The organism is Kitasatospora sp. NE20-6, assembly GCF_045862635.1.
The window spans coordinates 1-18,951 of sequence record NZ_BPRL01000073.1; the positions used below are offsets into that span (position 1 = coordinate 1).

Sequence of the window (18,951 nt, forward strand, 5' to 3'; positions counted from 1 at the left end):
AGTTCGACTACGGCCGCACCGAGGTCCGCAACTTCCTCGTCGCCAACGCCGTCTACTGGTGCGAGGAGTTCCACGTCGACGGCCTGCGCGTCGACGCCGTCGCCTCCATGCTCTACCTCGACTACTCCCGCCCGCAGGGGGCCTGGACCCCCAACGCCCAGGGCGGGCACGAGAACCACGACGCCGTGCGGTTCCTCCAGGAGATGAACGCGACGGTCTACCGGCGCTGCCCGGGCGTGATCACGATCGCCGAGGAGTCCACCGCCTGGGACGGCGTCACCCGCCCCACCGACAGCGGCGGCCTCGGCTTCGGCCTGAAGTGGAACATGGGCTGGATGCACGACTCCCTGGCGTACATGGGGAGGGAGACGGTGCACCGCCGCTACCACCACCACGACATGACGTTCTCGATGGTCTACGCGTACTCCGAGAACTACGTGCTGCCGATCTCGCACGACGAGGTCGTGCACGGCAAGCAGTCGCTGGTCTCCAAGATGCCCGGCGACTGGTGGCAGCAGCGCGCCAACCACCGCGCCTACCTCGGCTACGTCTGGGCCCACCCCGGCAAGCAGCTCCTCTTCATGGGGCAGGAGTTCGCCCAGGGTGCGGAGTGGGACCACGAGAGCGGGCCGCAGTGGTGGGTGCTCGCCGACGACTGGCCCGCGGCCGCCGACCACCGCGGCGTCCGGCAGCTGGTCGCCGACCTCAACCACACCTACCGCGCCACCCCCGCCCTCTGGGAGCAGGACACCACCCCCGACGGCTTCCGCTGGCTGGAGGCCGACGCCGCCGACGACAACGTGCTCGCCTTCACCCGGCTCGACGCCGCGGGCCGGCCGCTGGTGAGCGTCAGCAACTTCTCCCCGACGCCCCGGCCCGGCTACCGCCTGGGCCTGCCCCGCGCGGGCGCCTGGCGCATCCTGCTCGACACCGACGCCGAGGCGTACGGCGGCAGCGGCGCGGGCGGCACGGGCACCGTCCGCACCGAGCCCGTGCCGTGGAACGGCCAGGCCGCCAGTGCCGAGCTCGTCCTGCCGCCGCTGGCCACCGTCTGGCTCGTCCCGGAGGAGCCGGGCACGGTCTGAGCGGACGGCGCACGCGCCGCGTCCCCGGCAGGTACGGCGGGCGCGGCGCGAACGGCGGACACCGCACCGGCGGCGGACACCGCGAACGGCGGGTGCCGACCCCTTCGAGGGGCCGGCACCCGCCGTTCGCGTGGCCGGGTCAGCTGCGGGTGACGGCCGTGCTGCCGGCCGGCAGGCCGCGCAGCCCGACCTCGGTGAGCGCCCGCTGGTAGGCCTCCATCGCTTCCGAGGGGTGCCCGTTCTCCTTCCAGACGTCACCGATGTACCGCCAGACCTCGGCCGTGCTGCGGGTGACCGGGATCTGCGTCAGCTGCCGTTCGACGGCGTTCAGGGTGGCCTCGCCCGTCACGCCGTCGCCGGACCGGAACTGCGCCTGGGCGAGCACCGTACGGGCCTTGGCGGACTCCCAGCGCGGCTCGTTGCGGAACAGTCCGAGGGCGCGGCTGGCGTGCGCCACCGCCGCCTCGAACTGCCCGTCGCGCACCGACACCTGGGCCAGGCTCGTCTCGCAGAACGCCTGCTCCGAGGAGGTGCCGACCTCCAGCAGGCCCTGCTGCGCCTCGGCCAGGAGCGTCCTGGCCCGCTCCAGGTCGGGGTTGGCCGACTCCAGCATGAGCGTGCCGTAGACGGTCTTGAGCAGGGACTGGTGACGGACGTTGTCCGTCTCCGCCATCATGATCAGCGCGCGTTCGGTCAGGGCGAGGGCCTCGCTGGTGCGGCCCTGCGACTTGGCCACCAGGGCGGCGTTCCAGTAGACGGATCCGCGGGCGACCCGGGAGCCGGTCTCCTCGGCCAGCGGCATCAGGCGCGAGGCCACGACGTGCGCCTGCGCGAGATCACCCCTGACGCGGTAGCAGTCGATCAGGGTGGCGCCGAGCTGCATGTGGTCGTCGGTCACCTCCATGCCGAGGGTGTCGAGTTCGCGCATGGCCTTCTCGCCGATCTCGACGCTCAGCAGGTGGTTCGCCGACTCGCGGTGGCAGCGGCACAGCGCCACCGCGAGCTGGGCCCACTCGGCGGAGCCGACGACGGTGCCGGGGTCCTCGAAGAGCGAGGTGAGCAGCTGGATCGCGGCTTCGAGCCGGCCCAGCTTCTCGAAGGCCATGGCCTGCCCGGTCCGTGCCCGTCGGATCATCGCCTCGCCCAGGAACGGCGCGGACGCCAGGGCTTCGCTGTAGGACTGCAGCGCCTCCCCGTTGGCCCCGTTGCGCAGCGCCATGTCGCCGAAGGCGATCTTGAGTTCGAGCTCCTTGACCCGTGCGTCGTCGCGTCCGGTGCGCAGGTACTCGACCGAGCACCCGACCCGTTCCGCGAGGAACTTCAGCACGGCCTCGGAGGGTGCCCGCTTCCCCGTCTCGATCAGCGAGACGTAGCTGACGGAGATGTCGGCGGAGGCGAGGTCCTGTTGGTTGAGTCCCTTCTCCAGCCGCAGTTTGCGGAGCCGCTGTCCGATCCCGCTGGTCTCGCTCTGTGATCGCTCCATGGTTCTCCGGTTGAGGGGAGTCCGGCGTCCGGCCGATCCTCAGTCGTGTGCACTTTACTAACCTTTTTACATCAGTCGCAGGCGCTGGCCAAGTAGTGCGACCCCGGCCCTGACCTCTTGGGATTCTCCCCCAGAGGGCTGCATACCCGCAGGCACTCACTGCATTCACTCTGTAGCCAGCATCCCCTCGAATGACTCTGATTGACAAGCCTTGTTAAGTGCGTTTGACTCATCGTGTCAATCGACACCCCGTCCCCACGGAACCCAAGGAGCACACCCGTGCGCAAGCTCACCGCCCTCGCTGCCGCCACGCTCGCCTCCGCCGGTCTGGTCCTCCTCCTCGCCCCGGTGGGTGCCACCGCGTCGGCCGGCGGGCCGGTCCCCGCCCCTGCGGCCGCCAGCGCCTCCCCGACCCCCACCAACGGCCCCGGCCAGGGCGGCTGCTGCTGACGAGCCGGCCCGGACGAACCGCGCCGTGAACGACCGGCGGGCCGCCGGTCGCGCCCCGAGGAAGGGATCCAGATGCGAGTCGACCTCCTGACCAGGGAGTACCCGCCCGAGGTCTACGGGGGAGCGGGCGTCCACGCCGCGGAGCTCACCCGCGCCCTGCGACGCCACGCCGACGTCCGCGTACGGTGCTTCGGCCAGGACAGGTCCGAACCCGGCACATCCGCCTACGACACCCCGCACGACCTGGAGGACGCCAACGCCGCGCTGCGGTTCCTCGGCGCCGGCCTGCGGATCGCGGCGGACTGCGCCGGCAGCGACCTGGTCCACAGTCACACCTGGTACACCAACATGGCGGGGGACCTCGCCGCGCGGCTGCACGGCATCCCCCATGTCATGACGATGCACAGCCTCGAACCGCTGAGGCCCTGGAAGGCCGAGCAACTGGGCGGCGGCTACGCCCTCTCCAGCTGGATGGAGCGGACGCCCGCGCTGTCCGCCGACGCCCTGATCGCGGTCTCCGCCGCGATGCGCGCCGACATCCTCACGGCCTACCCGGAGGTGTCGCCCGACCGGATCCACGTGATCCACAACGGGATCGACACCGACGTGTACCGCCCCGACCACGGGACGCAGGCCCTGGAGGAGCTGGGCATCGACCCCGACCGCCCGATCGTGCTCTTCGTCGGACGCGTCACCCGGCAGAAGGGACTCCCGCACCTCCTGCGGGCCGCCTTCCAACTGCGGCCGCACGCGCAGCTGGTGCTCTGCTGCGGGCAGCCCGACACCCCGGAGATCGCGGCCGAGGTCGCCGGGCTGGTGGACGGGCTCGGCAAGGTCCGGCAGGGGGTCCACCGGATCGACGCCATGGTCGAACCGGCCCTGCTGCGCCAGCTCCTGACCCATGCGACGGCCTTCGTCTGCCCGTCGATGTACGAGCCGATGGGCATCGTCAACCTGGAGGCCATGGCCTGCGGCACCGCGGTGGTGGCCACCGCCGTCGGCGGGATCCCGGAGGTCGTCGAACACGGCCGCACCGGCCTGCTCGTCCCGTACGAGCAGCGGCCGGACGGCACGGGCGAGCCGGCCGACCCCGAGCAGCTGGCGCTGGAGCTCGCGATGGCGGTCAACCTGCTGCTCGACGACCCGGACCTCGCCGAGAAGTACGGTCTGGCCGGCCGGGAGCGGGCCGTGCAGGACTTCTCCTGGGACCTCGCGGCCCGGCGCACCCTGGAGGTCTACCGGGGCCGGTCGGCGGCGGTCTGACACCGCGTCGCGGCCGGACGCCGTGGGGCGGTCCGACGGTGCTGGGCGGTGACACCCCCGACCTGCCCAGCACCATCGGACCGCCCCACGGGGGGGGGGGTCGCCCCCGGGGCCGCGGCGGGGGGCGGGGGGGGGGCCCCCGGGGGGGGGGGGGGCCCCCCCCCCCCCCCCCCCCCCCCACCGCCCCCCCCCACGGCCGTTCCCGGCCCGGATCCCGGCCGGCGCACCCGCCGGGATCCGTCGGCCGGAGGAGGCGTCACCCGGCGCCTGCCGCCGTCGCGGGTTCCGCGGCGGCGGCCTCGCCGTTCCGGGGCCGCGGATGCGGCTGCCGGTGCGGACCCGGCCGGTCGTCCCGGGTGCTCCGCGCGTCCCGTGCGGCCCGGGCATCCCGTGAGTCGAGGGCCGCCAGCACCGGCCCGGCGGCCATCGTCGAGACCAGGGCGACCACCAGCAGGGCCTCGAACAGCGCCTGCCCGACGAGCCCGGCCCGGTGGCCCGCGGTGAGCACCACGATCTCGGTGAGCCCCTTCGTGTTCATCAGCACGCCCAGCCGTACGGAGTCGCGCCGCCCCAGCCCGTACCAGCGGCCGGTCACGGCGCAGGCCAGGGCCTTCGTCGCCAGCGAGACCACGAGCAGCAGCAGGACCAGACCGAGGAATCCGCCGGTCGCCAGCCGTGGTCCCAGGTCGACCTGCTGGCCCGCGCCCAGGAAGAAGCAGGGCAGCAGGGCCCCGGACAGCACCGCGGTGCCGGTGCCGCCGCCGGCCCGGCCGGGGGAGGCGGCGTCGCGCGCGGTCGCCGGCCACGCGAGGCCGAGCGCCAGCCCGCCGAAGAGCGCGTGCAGCCCGAGGGCGGACGACACCGCGGCGGCCAGGCAGACCGCGCCGAGCGTCTCGGCGGCCGACCGCTCACGGCGCGGCCGTACGGGCCGGTCACCGTGGCCGGACCGCCACCGGGCGACGGCCGCCGCGGCGACCACACCTGCGAGGCCGACGGTCAGGCGGACGGCGTCGATGCCGCCCGACAGCCACAGGGCCACGGCGAACAGGCACCAGCAGGCGCCGTCCCCGAGCGCCGCGGCGGCCAGGCTCAGGCGTCCCACCGGAGTGCGGTCCATCGCCTTGTCCTGCAGGATGCGGGCGAGCACCGGGACGGCCGTCACGCCGAGTGCGCAGGCCAGGAACACGGTGAACGCGGCCTGGCCGGCCGTCTCCCCCCGGCCGTGGAGCCAGGGGGCGAGCGCCAGCCCGGCGGCGGCCGGCACCGTCAGCGAGACGAGGGCGAGCAGGACGGGCGAGCGGCCCTTCCGCTCCCCGGCGGCGGTGGGCTCCGTGAGGTGCGAGCCGATCTCGAAGGCGTAGAGGGCGACGGCGATCTGGGCGAGCCCGTCGAACACGGCCGTCGGACCGGGCCCGAAGAGCTGCGCGTGCAGTGCCGGGGCGAGCCGGCCCAGGAGGGAGGGGCCCAGCGCGATGCCGACGGCGATCTCCGCGAGCACGGGGGGCTGGCCGAACCGGACGGCCACCCGGCCGGCGCCCCGGCTCAGTGCGAGGACGAGTCCGAGCCCGACGAGCAGGCGGGTGGTCGTGTCGAGTGACAGCGTCACGGTGCACCGGCCTCTCCGGGGAGTCTGGGCGGGCCGGAGCCGGGTGCTGCGGGAAGGGGTGCGGCGGGGAGGGGCACGAAGGGGCTCCTTGTCATGAGTGGGTCAGTCAAAAGGCGCTAATTGACAATCGTATTGACAGATTGAAAGTCGCACAGTCGATTGCTGATTTCGATGACAGGTGCAGCCCGGAGCCCGTCGAGCACCCCGCGGCGTCGCCTGCAGCGACCGGACTCTGACTCTCCGACAGACGGAGCGGGCGCCGCCGGGGCCGCAACCGCCCGGCGGTGTCCGGCCGCAGCGCCGTGCGTGTGGCCGACTCCGGCCGCGCGTTCAGCCGGTGCGGTCCGGCCGACCGGCGGTGGTGGCGGATGCGGCGCGGTCGGCGGGCGGCGCGCCGAAGGCCCTGCGGTACGCGCCGGGGGAGGTGCCCAGTGCGCGGCGGAAGTGCAGGCGCAGGTTGGACGGGCTCCCGAGGCCGCTGCGCTCGGCGACCCGGTCGATGCCGAGGTCGCTGTGCTCGAGCAGTTCGCGTGCGTGGTCCAGACGGGCCGTCAGCAGCCAGGCGAGCGGGGTGACACCGGTCTCGGCGGTGAAGCGCCGGGCGAAGGTGCGGGTCGACATGTGGGCGTGCGCCGCCAGGCCGGCGACGGTCAGCGGCTCGCACAGGTGCTCCAGCGCCCAGGCGCGGGTGCCGGCCAGCGAACTGTCACCGGGGCCCGCGGGCAGCGGCTGCCGGACGAACTGCGCCTGCCCGCCCTCGCGGTGGGGTGCGGCGACGAGGCCGCGGGCGAGCCGGTTGGCCGTGCGGGCGCCGAGGTCGCGGCGTACGAGGTGCAGGCACAGGTCGATGCCGGCGGCGACGCCGGCGGAGGTCAGCACGCTGCCCTCGTCGACGTAGAGCACCTCGGGCACCACGGTGACGCCGGGACGGGCGGCGAGTTCGCGGGCGTACTGCCAGTGGGTCGTGGCGCTCAGGCCGTCGAGCACGCCCGCGGCGGCCAGGGCGAAGGCGCCGGTGCAGATCGACACCATGCGGGCGCCCCGCGCGTGGGCGGCGCGCAGCGCCCCGACGACGGCGGGCTCGAAGGGGCGCAGCGGGTCGGCGAAGCCGGGCACGACGACGGTGTCCGCACGCCCCAGGGCGTCCAGGCCGGACTCGACGGTGACGGAGAAGCCGGAGGCGGACGGGACCTGGCCCGGTACGGGCGCGCACAGCGTCAGGCGGTAGGGCAGGCCGGCCCGTCGGGCGAAGACCTGGGCCGGGATGCCGAGGTCCAGCGGCAGGAAACCGTCCAGCACGAGCACGGCCACCTGGTGCGGGGGGCCGGCGGGGCCGTGCTCGATCATGGCCGGATCCTCTCGCACGGTGGCATTGCCGCCACTGTAGACCCGGCCCGGCGCGGACGAGCATGGAGTCCATGAACACCGACACCGACACCGACACCGACGCCGGCACCCGCACCGGTACCGACGCCGCGCCCCGTGCCGCCGCCCCTGCCGCCCCTGCCGCCCCGGCCGCGACCGGCGGGGCGGGCCTGCCAGAGCTGCCCGCGACCCCGGCCGCCCGGGCCGCGCTCGACCTCGTGCTCCGCGAGGAGACGCCGTCCGTCGCGCACCACAGCATCCGCAGCGCGGTCTTCGCCCGCCTGCTCGCCGACCACCGGGGCGCCGAGGCGGGCCGCGACTACGACCCCGAACTGCTCTTCCTGGCCTGCACGCTGCACGACATCGGCCTCACCGTGCGCGGCGACGGGCAGCAGCGCTTCGAGGTGGACGGCGCCGACGCCGCCGCGGAGTTCCTCACCGGGCAGGGTTTCGCCGCGCCGCAGGTCGACGCCGTGTGGCAGGCGATCGCCCTGCACTCCTCGCCCGGCATCGCCGAGCGCAGCGGCACCCTGTGCGAGTTCGTCCGCCTCGGCGTGGGCCTCGACTTCGGGTACGGCGCCGACTTCGTCCCGGACGCCACCGGGGCCGCGCTCCACGCCGCCTACCCGCGGCTGTCCATGGCGACCTCGCTGGTCGACGCGATCGTCGGGCAGGCGCAGCGCCGGCCGGGCAAGGCGCCGCGCTACTCCATCGCCGGCGAGCTGCTCCGCGAGCGCTCCGAGCCGCCCCACCGGACGGCGCTGGAGGTGCAGACGGAGGCGGGCCGCTGGGGCAACTGAACGGCGACCGGGACGGGACGGCGGCCGCTGCGGTGGAGGCCGGGAGCCGTGGAGTCAGGCGATCGGCAGGCCGGAGATCGCGCGGGAGATGACGAGGCGCTGGATCTCACTCGTCCCCTCGAAGATGGTGTAGATCTTCGAGTCGCGGTACCAGCGTTCCACCGGGTGCTCGCGGCTGTAGCCGGCGCCGCCGAGGATCTGCACGGCCTTCTCGGCGGCCGCGACGGCGACCTCGCCCGCCTTGAGCTTCGACATCGAGCCCTCGCCCGCGGTGAACGGCCGGTCGTTGCGGCCCATCCAGGCGGCCCGCCAGATCAGCAGCCGGGCGCAGTCGATCTCGGTGCGCAGGTCGGCCAGGGCGAAGGCGATCGCCTGGTTCTGCAGGATCGGCCGGCCGAACTGCTGTCGCTGCCCGGCGTATTCGAGCGCGTACTCGTAGGCGGCGCGGGCGATGCCGAGGGCCTGCGCGCCGACGGTGGGGCGGCTCAGCTCGAAGGTGGCCATCGCCGCCTGGGCCTTCCCGGCGCGGCCCTCACGGACGCGGGCGAGGCGTTCGTCGAGCTTCTCCTTGCCGCCGAGCACGAAGCCGGCGGGCACCCGGACCTCGTCGAGGAAGACGTCGGCGGTGTGCGAGGCGCGCAGGCCGAGCTTCTTGATCCTGGGTCCGCCGGCCAGGCCCCGGGCGCCCGGCGGCACGATGAACGCCGCCTGGCCGCGGGAGCCGAGCGCGGGGTCGACCGAGGCGACGACCACGTGCACGTTCGCGATGCCGCCGTTGGTGATCCACGCCTTCTGGCCGCTGATCACCCACTCGCCGGCGGCCTCGTCGTAGCGGGCCCTCGTGCGCAGCGAGGCGACGTCGGAACCGGCGCCGGGCTCGGAGACGCAGAACGCCGCGAGCCGGGGGCCGTTCTCGTCGCCGTAGCACTGGGGGATCCACTCGACGACCTGGTCGGGGGTGCCGCCGGCGAAGATCCCGGCGACGGCGAGGGTGGTGCCGAAGACGGACATGCCGATGCCGGCGTCGCCCCAGAAGAGTTCCTCGTTGGCGACGGCGAGGGAGAGGCCCGTCGGGTCGGCCCACATCTCGGCGAGGGACTCGAAGCCGTAGAGGCCGATCCGGGCGGCCTCCTTGATGATCGGCCAGGGGGTCTCCTCGCGCTCGTCCCACTCGGCGGCGGCCGGGCGGATCACGTCCTTGGCGAAACCCGCGACCCAGGAACGGAGTTCGGTCTGGTCGTCGGTCAGGTCGAGGCTGAAGCTCATGCTGCTCTCCGGGCGGGGTGAGGGCGGGCGGGAGGCGGGGGTGGTGGCGGCCGGGATCAGGCCTTGGGGATGTCGAAGTAGCGGGTGAGACCGGCGGCCAGGCCGAGGTCGCCGACGACCTTGAGCCTGCGGGTCATGAAGAGGGTGACGCCGGAGGCGTTGCCGGAGGCCAGCCGGAGGAACTCGGCGGTGGCGAGGGTGAGGACGAGCCGGGGTTCGCGGGTGCCCTCGCCGGTGGTGAGGGTGCAGGCGCCGTCGGCGATGACGGTCTCGTAGACGGCGTCGGGCTGCCCGGGGTCGGTGATCCGCCACCGGACGAGGGCGTCGAGGCGGCCGGCGGTGTCGGGCTTGAAACGGCTCTCCATGCGGCTGAAGACCTCGTCCAGGAGGCGTCCGCGGGACGGGCCCCCGGCGATGTCGGCGAGCGCCCGGCGGGGGGTGTTGCGGACGAGGAGGGCGAACTCCTGAGGGGAGATCGCGGTGAAGTCGAGGGTGTCGACGTCCTGCTGGCTGAGCGAGGTGGGGAGCGTCACGGCCGCCTTCTTACTATTGAGTAAGTTTACTTGAGAGTAAGGTTACGGGCGGGTCAGATATCCTCGCAAGGTGGAACCGGAACCCAGTCGCAAGCGCCTGCCCCGCAAGGTGCGCGAGCAGCAGATGCTCGACGCCGCGGTGCAGGTCTTCTCCTCGCGTGGCTTCCACGCGACCTCCATGGACGAGATCGCCGAACGCGCCCAGGTGTCGAAACCCCTGCTCTACCTCTACCTGGGCTCCAAGGAGGAGACCTTCGGCGCCTGCATCGCCCGCGAGGCGGACCGGCTGATCGACACCATCGGCGCCGCCGCACAGGCGCCCGCGGAGGAGCCGGGCGAGCGGCTGGCCGAGGGCCTGACGGCGTTCTTCTCGTTCGTCGCCGACCACCGGGCCAGCTGGATCGTCCTCTACCAGCAGGCGCGTTCGCTGAGCGGCCCGGTCGCGGAACGGCTGGCCCGCGCCCGCGGCGAGATCGTCGACACCGTGACCGAGCTCGTCCGGCAGTCGCTGGAGGCCGACGGCCGCGGCGCCGGCCCCGGCTACGCCGCGCTGCGCCGCGAGGCGTCCGCCATCGCCCACGCCCTCGTCGGCGCCGCCGACGCCCTCGCCGACTGGGCGCTGACGGTGCCGGGGGAGCGCCCCGAGGCCACCGCCCGGCGGCTGATGAACCTCATGTGGGTCGGCCTGGAGCGCCGCGCCAAGGGCGAGGGCTTCGCGGTGCGCGGCGCCGACGGCGGCGGCGGCCTCACCGGGGCGTGACGCTCCCGGCGAGGTGCGTGCGGGTGCCGTCCCCGGAGGTCAGCGCGAACTCCGTCCGCCCGTCGCGCCCGCCGACGGCCAGCCGCACCGTCCCGGGCAGCAGCAGCGGGGTGCGGAACACCACCTCGACCTCCGCGGCGCCCGGCAGGCCGGGGCCGAGGGCGGCGAGCACCCGGGCCTTCGTCCACATGCCGTGCGCGACGGCCCGCCGGAAGCCGAACGGCCGGGCCGCCCACGGGTGGAGGTGGATCGGGTTGCGGTCGCCGCTCACCGCCGCGTACCGCCGCCCGGTGGCGGCCGGCACCCGCCACGGCCCGGACCCGTCCGCGAGGACGGCGGGCGCGGGGGAGCCGCCCGGTGCCCCCGGCGCGGCGCTCCCGCCGCCGTGCCGGTGCAGGTAGGTGGAGCGGGACGCCCACACCTCCTCGCCCCCGCCGGCGGTGCGGGCCACCGCGGCGACGTCGAAGGCGGTGCCGCGCGGGTGCGGGCGCAGCCGGTCGGTGCGCACCTCCAGGGCGAGCCGTTCCCCGGCGCCGATCGGGCGGTGCAGGGTGAGGGAGTTGGCCGTGTGCACCAGGCCGAGCAGCGGCAGCGGGAAGTCCGCCGCGGTCATCAGCGCGAGCGCCGCGGGGAAGGCCAGCAGGTGCGGGTAGGCGGGCGGCAGGAAGCCGTCCGGCCGCGCGCCGCAGACCTCGGCGTACCGGGCCAGCCGCGCCGGATCGGCCGCCACCTCCGGCAGGACGGCGCGGCGGCCGGGCAGCGGGCGGCCGGGAGCGCCCGTACGGCCGCGGGCCGCGGCCCTCAGGTAGGCGGGCAGCACGCCCGGCGGGCGGTCGAGGTGAAGGTCCGGCATGGTCCCCTCCGGGGTGGTCGGGCCGCGGTGCCGGCGGTCGGTGCGCCGGCCCGTGCGGGCGGGGTCAGGCGCCGAGCAGGGACTGGCCGCACACCCGCAGGGTCTGGCCGGTCACCCCGGCCGTGGCGGGTGCGGCGAGCCAGGCGACGGCCTCGGCGACGTCGACCGGCAGGCCGCCCTGGCCGAGGCTGTTCATCCGGCGTCCGGCCTCGCGCACCATCAGGGGCATCCGGGCGGTCATCTCCGTCTCGATGAACCCGGGTGCCACCGCGTTGACCCGGATGCCGCGCGCGGCCGCCACCGGCGCGAGCGCCTGCACCAGGCCGATCAGACCGGCCTTCGCGGCACCGTAGTTGGTCTGGCCGCGGTTGCCCGCGATGCCGCCGACGGAGGAGGTGCAGACCAGGGCGCCCCCGTCGCGCAGCACCGGCGCGCCGCCGGCCGCGGCGTCGAGCAGCGCGTCGGTGATCCGCTGCACGGCGCCGAGGTTGACGTCGAGCACGGTGTCCCACTCCTGCCGGGTCATCCGGGCCAGCGTGCGGTCGCGGGTGACGCCCGCGTTGTGCACGAAGACGTCGACGCCGCCGAACGGCTCCCGCAGCCGCCGGCAGATCTCCGCGGGGGCGTCCGGGGCGGTGATGTCGGCGGTCACCGCGGTGCCGCCGACGCGTTCCGCGGTGCGCTCCAGCGCGTCCTGCCGGGAGGGCAGGTCGAGGCAGACGACGTGTGCGCCGTCCCGGGCCAGCACGGCGGCGACGGCCGCGCCGATGCCCCGGGCGGCCCCGGTGACGGCGGCCACGGTGCCGTGCAGGGGCGAGGCCCAGTCGGCGGGCGCGGCGGCGGCGGCCGGCCCGACCCGGACGACCTGCCCGGAGACGTACGCGGAGCGCGGGGAGAGCAGGAAGCGCAGCGGCGAGGCGAGGGCGCCCTCGCCGCCGGCGGCGACCCGGAGCAGCTGGCAGGTGGCGCCGCCGCGCAGTTCCTTGCCGAGCGAGCGGGTGAAGCCCTCCAGGGCCTGCGCGGCGACGGCCGCGCCGACCCCGCCCGGCCCCGCCGCGGCCTCGGCGGGGACGTCGCCGAGCACCACGACCCTTCCGCCGGGCGCGAGTTCGCGGACGAGAGGGTGCGCGAAGGCGTACACCTCGGCGAGGCCGGCGGCGCCGGTCAGGCCGGTGGCGTCGAGGACCAGGGCGGCCGGGCGGGGGCGGGCGGCCTCCTCCGGCACGGTGCCGTCGACGGTCTCGGCACCGGCGGAGGTCAGGACGGCGGCCAGGGCGGGCGCGAGGCGGCCCTGCCGGGTGCCGCCGAGCCGGACGGGCCCGGGGACGGCGGGGCCGTCCGGCCGGTGGCGCGGCAGCGGCGCGGGGGTGGGGACGCCCGCGCGGCGCAGGACCGCCCGTGCGGCCCGGCCGGAGACCGCCCGGCTGAGAAGGTCCGGCATGAAAACCTCTCCTTACTACCTAGTAAGTTTACTGAAGAGTAAATACCCTGGCGACTGTCGAGCGCCACCCCCTCAGGCCCCTGGAGTCAGCGATGGCCCGAACCGTCCGCCGCGTCGCGATCCTCGGCGGCAACCGCATCCCCTTCGCCCGCGCCGGAGGCCCCTACGCCGGAGCCTCCAACCAGGAGATGCTCGCGGCCGCCCTCGACGGACTCGTCGACCGGTACGGCCTCGACGGCGCCCTGCTCGGCGAGTTCGCCGCCGGCGCCGTCCTCAAGCACGCCCGCGACCACAACCTCGCCCGCGAGACCGTGCTCGGCAGCCGCCTCGACCGCCGCACCCCCGCCTACGACCTCCAACAGGCCTGCGGCACCGGCCTGGAGGCCGTCGCCCTGGCCGCCCAGCGGATCGCCCTCGGGCAGACCGAGTGCGCCGTCGCCGGCGGCGTCGACACCGTCAGCGACGCCCCGATCGGCCTCAACGACGACCTGCGCCGCCTGCTGCTGCGCGCCCGGCACGCCCCCACCGCCGCACGGAAGGCCGCCGCCCTGCTGCGCGGCCTGCGCCCGCGCCAGGTCGTGCCCGACGTCCCCGTCAACGCCGAGCCCCGCACCGGCCTCTCCATGGGCGAGCACGCGGCCCGCACCGCCCGGCAGTGGGACATCGGCCGCGCCGAGCAGGACGCGCTCACCGCCACCAGCCACCAGCGCCTGCACGCCGCCTACGAACGCGGCTTCTTCGACGGTCTCGTCACCCCGTTCCGCGGCCTCGCCCGCGACCAGAACCTCCGCCCGGACTCCACCCCCGAACGCCTCGCCCGCCTCGCCCCGGTCTTCGGCACCGACACCCCGGACGCCACCATGACCGCCGGCAACTCCACCCCCCTCAGCGACGGCGCCGCCCTCGTCCTCCTCGCGAGCGAGGAGTGGGCCGCCGCCCGCGGCATCGAACCCCTCGCCTACCTCGCCGACACCGAGGTCGCCGCCGTCGACTTCACCGGCGGCGAGGACGGTCTGCTGACGGCCCCCGTCTTCGCGGTGCCCCGGCTGCTCGCCCGCAACGGCCTGCACCTCGCCGACATCGACCGCTTCGAGATCCACGAGGCCTTCGCCTCCCAGGTGCTGGCCACCCTGAAGGCCTGGGAGGACCCGGAGTTCTGCACCACCCGGCTCGGACTCCCCGGCCCGCTCGGCACCGTCGACCGCGCCCGGCTGAACGTCAACGGCTCCTCGCTCGCGGCCGGCCATCCCTTCGCCGCCACCGGCGGCCGCATCACCGCCACCCTCGCCGCGCTCCTCCACGAACTCGCCACCACCCCCGGCAGTCCCCGGACCGGCGGGACCAGCAGGCCCGTCCGCGGTCTGATCTCCGTCTGCGCCGCCGGAGGCCAGGGCGTCACCGCCCTCCTCGAACGCTGAGCCCCGCCGGGCCGCCGACCGCACCCCGGCGCCGTCCGCACCCCACCGCAGTGCCGAACCCTGCCGCAGTGCCGAACCCCGCCGCGGCGCCGCACCTCACGGGCCGCCGTCCCCGCCCCGGCGCCGCCCCCCACCCCGACCCTCCAGGGAGAACCGGCCCATGCCGCTTCCGATCGCCCGCGCCGGCCGCGCGGCCCACCTGCACGACCGGGCACCCGTCGAGGTGCGCCGCAGCGGCTCCCGCGTCGTCGAGGCCCGCACCCCGTACCTCGTGCCGCCCGCCACCACCGGCAGCCTCGCCGACCTTCCCTTCCGCAACGCCGCCGAGGCGCCCGACGCGGTCGTGGTCACCCGGCGCACCGCGGACGGCCGGCGGGACGACCTCACCGCCGCCGCCTTCGCCGCCGAGGTGGCCGCCGTGGCGAAGGGCCTGGTCGCCTCGGGCATCGGCCCGGGCGACCGGATCGTCCTCATGTGCCGCACCCGCTACGAGTGGACCCTGCTCGACTTCGCCGCCTGGGCCGCCGGGGCCGCCGTCGTGCCGGTCTACCCCACCTCCTCCGCCGACCAGGCCGAGTGGATCGTCCGCGACTCGGGCGCCGTCGCGGTCGTCGCGGAGGACGCCGGCTGCGCGGAGGTCCTCGCCGCCGGGCTGCGCCGCATCGGCGGCGGCATCCCGCTGTGGCGGCTCGACGAGCACGCCGTCGGCGAACTCGCCGCCCGCGGCGCCGCGGTGGCCGACGAGGCGGTCGCGGCGCGCCGTGCGGCACTGACCCCGCGGAGCGAGGCCACCCTGATCTACACCTCGGGCACCACCGGCCGGCCCAAGGGCTGCCGGCTCACCCACGGCAACCTGCTCGACGAGGCCGCGAACTGCCAGGCGCTGCTGCAGCCCGTCTTCGAGGCGGTGTCGGACGAGCCGCCGTCGACGCTGCTGTTCCTGCCCCTCTCGCACGTGCTCGGCCGGATGATCCAGGTGGCCTGCGTGCACGCGCGGATCCGCATCGGCCACAGCCCGTCCCTGAAACCGGCCGAACTCCGCCCCGACCTCGCCTCGTTCGGCGCGACCTTCCTCGTCGGCGTGCCCTACCTCTTCGAGAAGATCCACCACCTGGGCCGGACGGAGGCGCAGGCCCGGCACGCCGCCCGGGTGTACGACCGGGCCGCGGACGTCGCCGTGCGCCACGCCCGGGCCGAACTCGCCGCCCTGGCGGGCGAGGGCCCGCGCCCCCCGCTCGGCCTGCGGCTGCAGCACCGGCTGTACGACGCGCTGGTCTACCGCAAGGTGCGGCAGGCGATGGGCGGCCGGGTCCGGTACGCGATCAGCGGCGGCTCCTCGCTCGCGCCCGACCTGCTGCTCTTCTTCGCCGGAGCCGGGGTGCTGGTCTACGAGGGCTACGGCCTCACCGAGACCTCCGGCCCCTCGACGGTCAACCCGCCGCTGCGGCCGCGGCCCGGCACGGTCGGACCGCCGGTGCCGGGATCGGCCGTGCGGATCGCCGACGACGGCGAGGTGCTGCTGAGCGGCATGCAGGTCTTCGACGGGTACACCGGCGCGGAGCGGCCCGCGGTGACGGACGGCTGGTTCGCCACCGGCGATCTCGGCAGCCTCGACGCCGACGGCTACCTCACGATCACGGGCCGCAAGAAGGAGATCCTCGTGACCAGCGGCGGCAAGAACGTCGCTCCGGCCCCGCTGGAGGACCGGCTGCGCGCGCACCCGCTGGTCAGCCAGTGCCTCGTGCTCGGCGACGGCCGCGCGTACGTCGCCGCCCTGGTGACCCTGGACCCCGCGGCCGTCGAGGAGTACCTCGCCCATCTGCCGCGCGGCGCACGGGAGGCGGGGTCCGCGGGCGGCGACGCCGTGGCGGTCGGCAGTGCGCTGCCGGTGCACCACGCCGTGGTGGCGGAGGTCGCGGCGGCCGTCCGGGCGGTCAACTCCTCGGTGTCGAGGGCCGAGTCGATCCGCCGCGTGCGGATCGTCGAAGGCGACTTCACCGAGGAACGCGGCCTGCTCACACCGTCGTTGAAGGTCAAGCGACAGGCGGTGGCGCTCGCGTACGCAGCGGACGTCGACCGGCTGTACGACTGAGCGGGGCGGGCCCGAGGCAGGCCCGCGCGCGGCCGGGGCCGGCCCGCGGGCCACGGCCCCGGCCCGGTGATCGACGGGCCGGGGGGCTCCGCTAGGTTGTGGGCCCGCCGCACCCCGCCGCACCCGCCGCACCCCGCCGCACCCGCCGCACCCCGCGGCGCCGCCGTCACGCCCCGCCGCCCGCCCCGCCGCACCCCGCGGCGGCCCCGCCCCCGGAGACGCCCGCCCATGGACAGCACGCCGACCGTCGAGGCGGCCCCGCCGGCCGCCGTCTGCTTCCGGCACACCGACCGCGAGTCGTACATCCGGTGCAGCCGGTGCGACCGGTACGCCTGCCCGGACTGCCGTCACGAGGCGTCCGTCGGCTACCAGTGCGTGGAGTGCGTGAAGGGCGCGGCCCGGGCGGCCCGGCCGACCGTCACCCGGTTCGGCGGGCGCACCGTGACGCGTCCCGTCCTGACCTGGGCGCTGATCGCGCTCAACGTCCTGCTCTACCTGGCCGAGGTGGCCCGTCCGGGGATCGTCGACCGGTTCTCCGCGCTGGGGCAGGGCGTGGTGGGCCCGGACGGCGGCTTCTACACGGTCGATACGCCGTACCTCCCGACGGGCTACCACGCCGTCGGCGTCGCGCACGGCGAGTGGTACCGGCTGATCACCTCGGCGTTCCTCCATCTCCCGCCGACGGAGGGCGTCTTCGGGATCGCCCACATCCTGGTAAACATGTACGGGCTGTGGCTGCTCGGCCGCTTCCTGGAGGGCCGGCTCGGCCGGCTCCGGTTCCTGGGCCTCTACCTCGTCTCCGCGCTCGGCGGGTCGGTGTTCCAGTACCTGCTGGCACCGGAGCGGTCGGCGGTCGGCGCGTCCGGGGCGGTCTTCGGCCTGGTGGCGGGCTACGCGGTGACGGCCCGCCGGACCCGCCACGACCCGCTCGACAGCGGTCGGCTGCTGGGCGGTTCGCTGGTCTGGCTGGTGGTCTCGGCGGGCTTCACGTCCTGGCAGGGCCACCTCGGCGGCCTGGCCGCGGGTGCCGCGGTGGGTGCCGTGCTGGCGTTCGCGCTGGCCCGCCCGGCCCGGCTGCGGGGCGGGGTCCAGGCGGCGGGCACGGTGGCGGTGGCGGCCGTCCTGGTGGCCCTCGTCGCGCTGAAGACCTCGGACATCCTGATGAACACGCCCTGGAGCTGACCCGCTGACCCGCTGCCGGGTGCTGGGCGCCGGGTCCGCCAGGAGGCCGCGGGCTCAGGCGTGTTCGGCGTCGTGCGCGGCGATCGCCGCGGTGATGCGCAGCAGGTCGGCGGGGCGGGCCGGGTCGAGCCCGGTGAGGGCGGCGATCCGGCGCAGCCGGTAGTCGACCGTGTTGGGGTGCAGGTGGAGTGCGCCGGCGGTGTGGCGGCGGTTCAGGCCGCCCGCCAGGTGGGTGCGCAGGGTGGCGAGCAGGTCGCCCGCGTCCTGCAGGGGTTCGATCAGGGAGGCGAGCCGGGGCCGGGCGTGGCTCGGTCTGGTGAGCTGGTACTCCAGCAGCACGTCGTCGAGCCGGTACAGCCCGGGCGGGCGGCCGAAGGCCTGTGCGACCTCCAGCACCTCGTACGCGAGCGTGGCCGCGGTGGCCACCGCGTACGGCTCGCAGGCCGCGGCGCCGGCGAGCACGGGCGCGCCGACGGCCCTGGCGGTGCGGGCGAGGAGGTCGTCCAGCTGCCGCCACCGGTCGTCGGGCACGTCGTCGGGCCGGCAGTCGAGCGGTACGAGGACGAGCCCGCCGCCGGCGGAGAGCACGGTGAGTGACGACTGCCGGGTGTGGTGGTCGAGTTCGGCGCGCAGCCGGCGCAGCTTGCGCCGGCCCGCCACCGTGCGGTCGACGCCGTCGGCGCGTTCGTCGGGGTGGTCGGCGACGGCGAGCCCGAGGACGGCGTAGGCGGGCGGGAGCCGCACCCCGGCCCGGGCGGCGGCCTCCTCGGCGGGGGCGCCGTCGAGGAGGGCGGTGAGCAGGGCGTGCCGGGCGGCGTTCCGTTCGTCGACCATGGTCCGCCGCTCCTCGAAGTACCCGGCGCCGGCGGCCGCGGTGAGCTGCCGGAGGTGGTCCAGCAGCAGCCGGTGCAGCACGAGCAGAGCCGCGGTGTCGCCGGCGCCGGCGGTCCGGGTCATGCGGTCCCAGCAGACCTCCAGGCCGAGGTGGTGGGCGAGGAGGACGGCCTCCAGCGGCAGCCCTTCCTCGGCGCGGCGGGCGGCGTGCTCGCGGACGGCCGTGAACTCCTCGGCGGCGGGAACCTCGCCGGTGCGGACGGCAAGGGCGAGCGCGCGGATGCGGTGGCCGATGGTGCGGGTGAGCTCGCCGGTGAGCTGTTCTCGCGGCAACTGCCGGTAGGTGGGCAGCCGTTCGAGGAGCTGGGCGAGGACGGTGGCGACGAGTTCGGGCAGGCCGTCCAGCAGGTGCCGGTCGGCGGGGATCCCGCCGATCAGCGGCACCTGCCAGTCCACCTGCAGCGCAGAGGCGTTGTGACTGCTCACAGAAAACACCGTCCAGGTCTGGGATACGCCCAAG

General features: G+C 75.5%; 16 protein-coding genes. 8 read left to right on the forward strand and 8 right to left on the reverse strand.

Annotation, left to right across the window (positions count from 1 at the left end):
- A partial coding sequence (gene glgB / locus SNE206_RS34515; protein WP_407917512.1) for a 1,4-alpha-glucan branching enzyme occupies window positions 1–1,085 on the forward strand: 1,085 nt, incomplete at its 5' end.
- 139 nt (window positions 1,086–1,224) lie between these two features.
- On the opposite strand, the gene SNE206_RS34520 is transcribed toward glgB, so the two are convergent.
- On the reverse strand, window positions 1,225–2,568 hold the full coding sequence (locus SNE206_RS34520) for a helix-turn-helix domain-containing protein (protein WP_407917513.1): 1,344 nt from the start codon (window positions 2,566–2,568) through the stop codon (window positions 1,225–1,227).
- A 279-nt stretch (window positions 2,569–2,847) separates the two neighbouring features.
- On the opposite strand from SNE206_RS34520, the gene SNE206_RS34525 reads away from it, so the two are divergent.
- Window positions 2,848–3,018: a hypothetical protein gene (locus SNE206_RS34525; protein WP_407917514.1), complete on the forward strand. Its 171-nt coding sequence runs from the start codon at window positions 2,848–2,850 to the stop codon at window positions 3,016–3,018.
- A gap of 72 nt (window positions 3,019–3,090) precedes the next feature.
- The gene (gene glgA / locus SNE206_RS34530; RefSeq protein WP_407917515.1) at window positions 3,091–4,281 is read left to right on the forward strand and encodes a glycogen synthase; all 1,191 of its coding nucleotides are present in this window, start codon (window positions 3,091–3,093) and stop codon (window positions 4,279–4,281) included.
- A gap of 256 nt (window positions 4,282–4,537) precedes the next feature.
- Here the strand turns inward: glgA and SNE206_RS34535 are convergent, their stop codons facing one another.
- Window positions 4,538–5,887 carry a cation:proton antiporter gene (locus SNE206_RS34535; protein WP_407917516.1) on the reverse strand — a complete coding sequence of 450 codons (1,350 nt, stop codon included), beginning with the start codon at window positions 5,885–5,887 and terminating at the stop codon, window positions 4,538–4,540.
- 330 nt (window positions 5,888–6,217) lie between these two features.
- The gene (locus tag SNE206_RS34540) at window positions 6,218–7,234 is read right to left on the reverse strand and encodes a GlxA family transcriptional regulator (protein WP_407917517.1); all 1,017 of its coding nucleotides are present in this window, start codon (window positions 7,232–7,234) and stop codon (window positions 6,218–6,220) included.
- A gap of 71 nt (window positions 7,235–7,305) precedes the next feature.
- Between SNE206_RS34540 and SNE206_RS34545 the strand changes: the two genes are divergently transcribed.
- Entirely contained in the window at window positions 7,306–8,052 is a 747-nt protein-coding gene (locus SNE206_RS34545) for an HD domain-containing protein (protein WP_407917518.1), read from the forward strand.
- A 54-nt stretch (window positions 8,053–8,106) separates the two neighbouring features.
- On the opposite strand, the gene SNE206_RS34550 is transcribed toward SNE206_RS34545, so the two are convergent.
- Window positions 8,107–9,318 (reverse strand): acyl-CoA dehydrogenase family protein, encoded by a 1,212-nt coding sequence (locus SNE206_RS34550; protein WP_407917519.1) that lies wholly within the window; start codon window positions 9,316–9,318, stop codon window positions 8,107–8,109.
- Between the two features lie 56 nt (window positions 9,319–9,374).
- A complete protein-coding gene (locus tag SNE206_RS34555) occupies window positions 9,375–9,851 on the reverse strand; it encodes an SCP2 sterol-binding domain-containing protein (protein WP_407917520.1) in 477 nt (158 codons plus the stop codon).
- A gap of 70 nt (window positions 9,852–9,921) precedes the next feature.
- On the opposite strand from SNE206_RS34555, the gene SNE206_RS34560 reads away from it, so the two are divergent.
- A complete protein-coding gene (locus SNE206_RS34560) occupies window positions 9,922–10,611 on the forward strand; it encodes a TetR/AcrR family transcriptional regulator (protein WP_407917521.1) in 690 nt (229 codons plus the stop codon).
- Here the strand turns inward: SNE206_RS34560 and SNE206_RS34565 are convergent.
- Together SNE206_RS34565 and SNE206_RS34570 are read right to left on the reverse strand one after the other, a co-directional pair.
- Window positions 10,598–11,464, reverse strand: a complete 867-nt coding sequence (locus tag SNE206_RS34565) for a MaoC family dehydratase (RefSeq protein ID WP_407917522.1) — start codon at window positions 11,462–11,464, stop codon at window positions 10,598–10,600. The two genes, SNE206_RS34560 and SNE206_RS34565, sit on opposite strands and share 14 nt — an antisense overlap.
- Before the next feature lie 64 nt (window positions 11,465–11,528).
- Window positions 11,529–12,905 (reverse strand): 3-oxoacyl-ACP reductase, encoded by a 1,377-nt coding sequence (locus tag SNE206_RS34570; protein ID WP_407917523.1) that lies wholly within the window; start codon window positions 12,903–12,905, stop codon window positions 11,529–11,531.
- 92 nt (window positions 12,906–12,997) lie between these two features.
- Between SNE206_RS34570 and SNE206_RS34575 the strand changes: the two genes are divergently transcribed.
- The 3 genes from SNE206_RS34575 to SNE206_RS34585 all read left to right on the forward strand — a co-directional run bounded on the left by SNE206_RS34575 (window position 12,998) and on the right by SNE206_RS34585 (window position 17,597).
- A complete protein-coding gene (locus tag SNE206_RS34575; protein WP_407917524.1) occupies window positions 12,998–14,323 on the forward strand; it encodes an acetyl-CoA C-acetyltransferase in 1,326 nt (441 codons plus the stop codon).
- Between the two features lie 160 nt (window positions 14,324–14,483).
- Window positions 14,484–16,415 carry an AMP-dependent synthetase/ligase gene (locus SNE206_RS34580; RefSeq protein WP_407917525.1) on the forward strand — a complete coding sequence of 644 codons (1,932 nt, stop codon included), beginning with the start codon at window positions 14,484–14,486 and terminating at the stop codon, window positions 16,413–16,415.
- Between the two features lie 228 nt (window positions 16,416–16,643).
- Window positions 16,644–17,597, forward strand: a complete 954-nt coding sequence (locus tag SNE206_RS34585) for a rhomboid family intramembrane serine protease (protein WP_407917526.1) — start codon at window positions 16,644–16,646, stop codon at window positions 17,595–17,597.
- A 54-nt stretch (window positions 17,598–17,651) separates the two neighbouring features.
- Here the strand turns inward: SNE206_RS34585 and SNE206_RS34590 are convergent, their stop codons facing one another.
- Window positions 17,652–18,917, reverse strand: coding sequence for a PucR family transcriptional regulator (locus SNE206_RS34590; RefSeq protein WP_407917527.1), 1,266 nt, complete (start codon window positions 18,915–18,917; stop codon window positions 17,652–17,654).
- Window positions 18,918–18,951 lie beyond the last annotated feature (34 nt).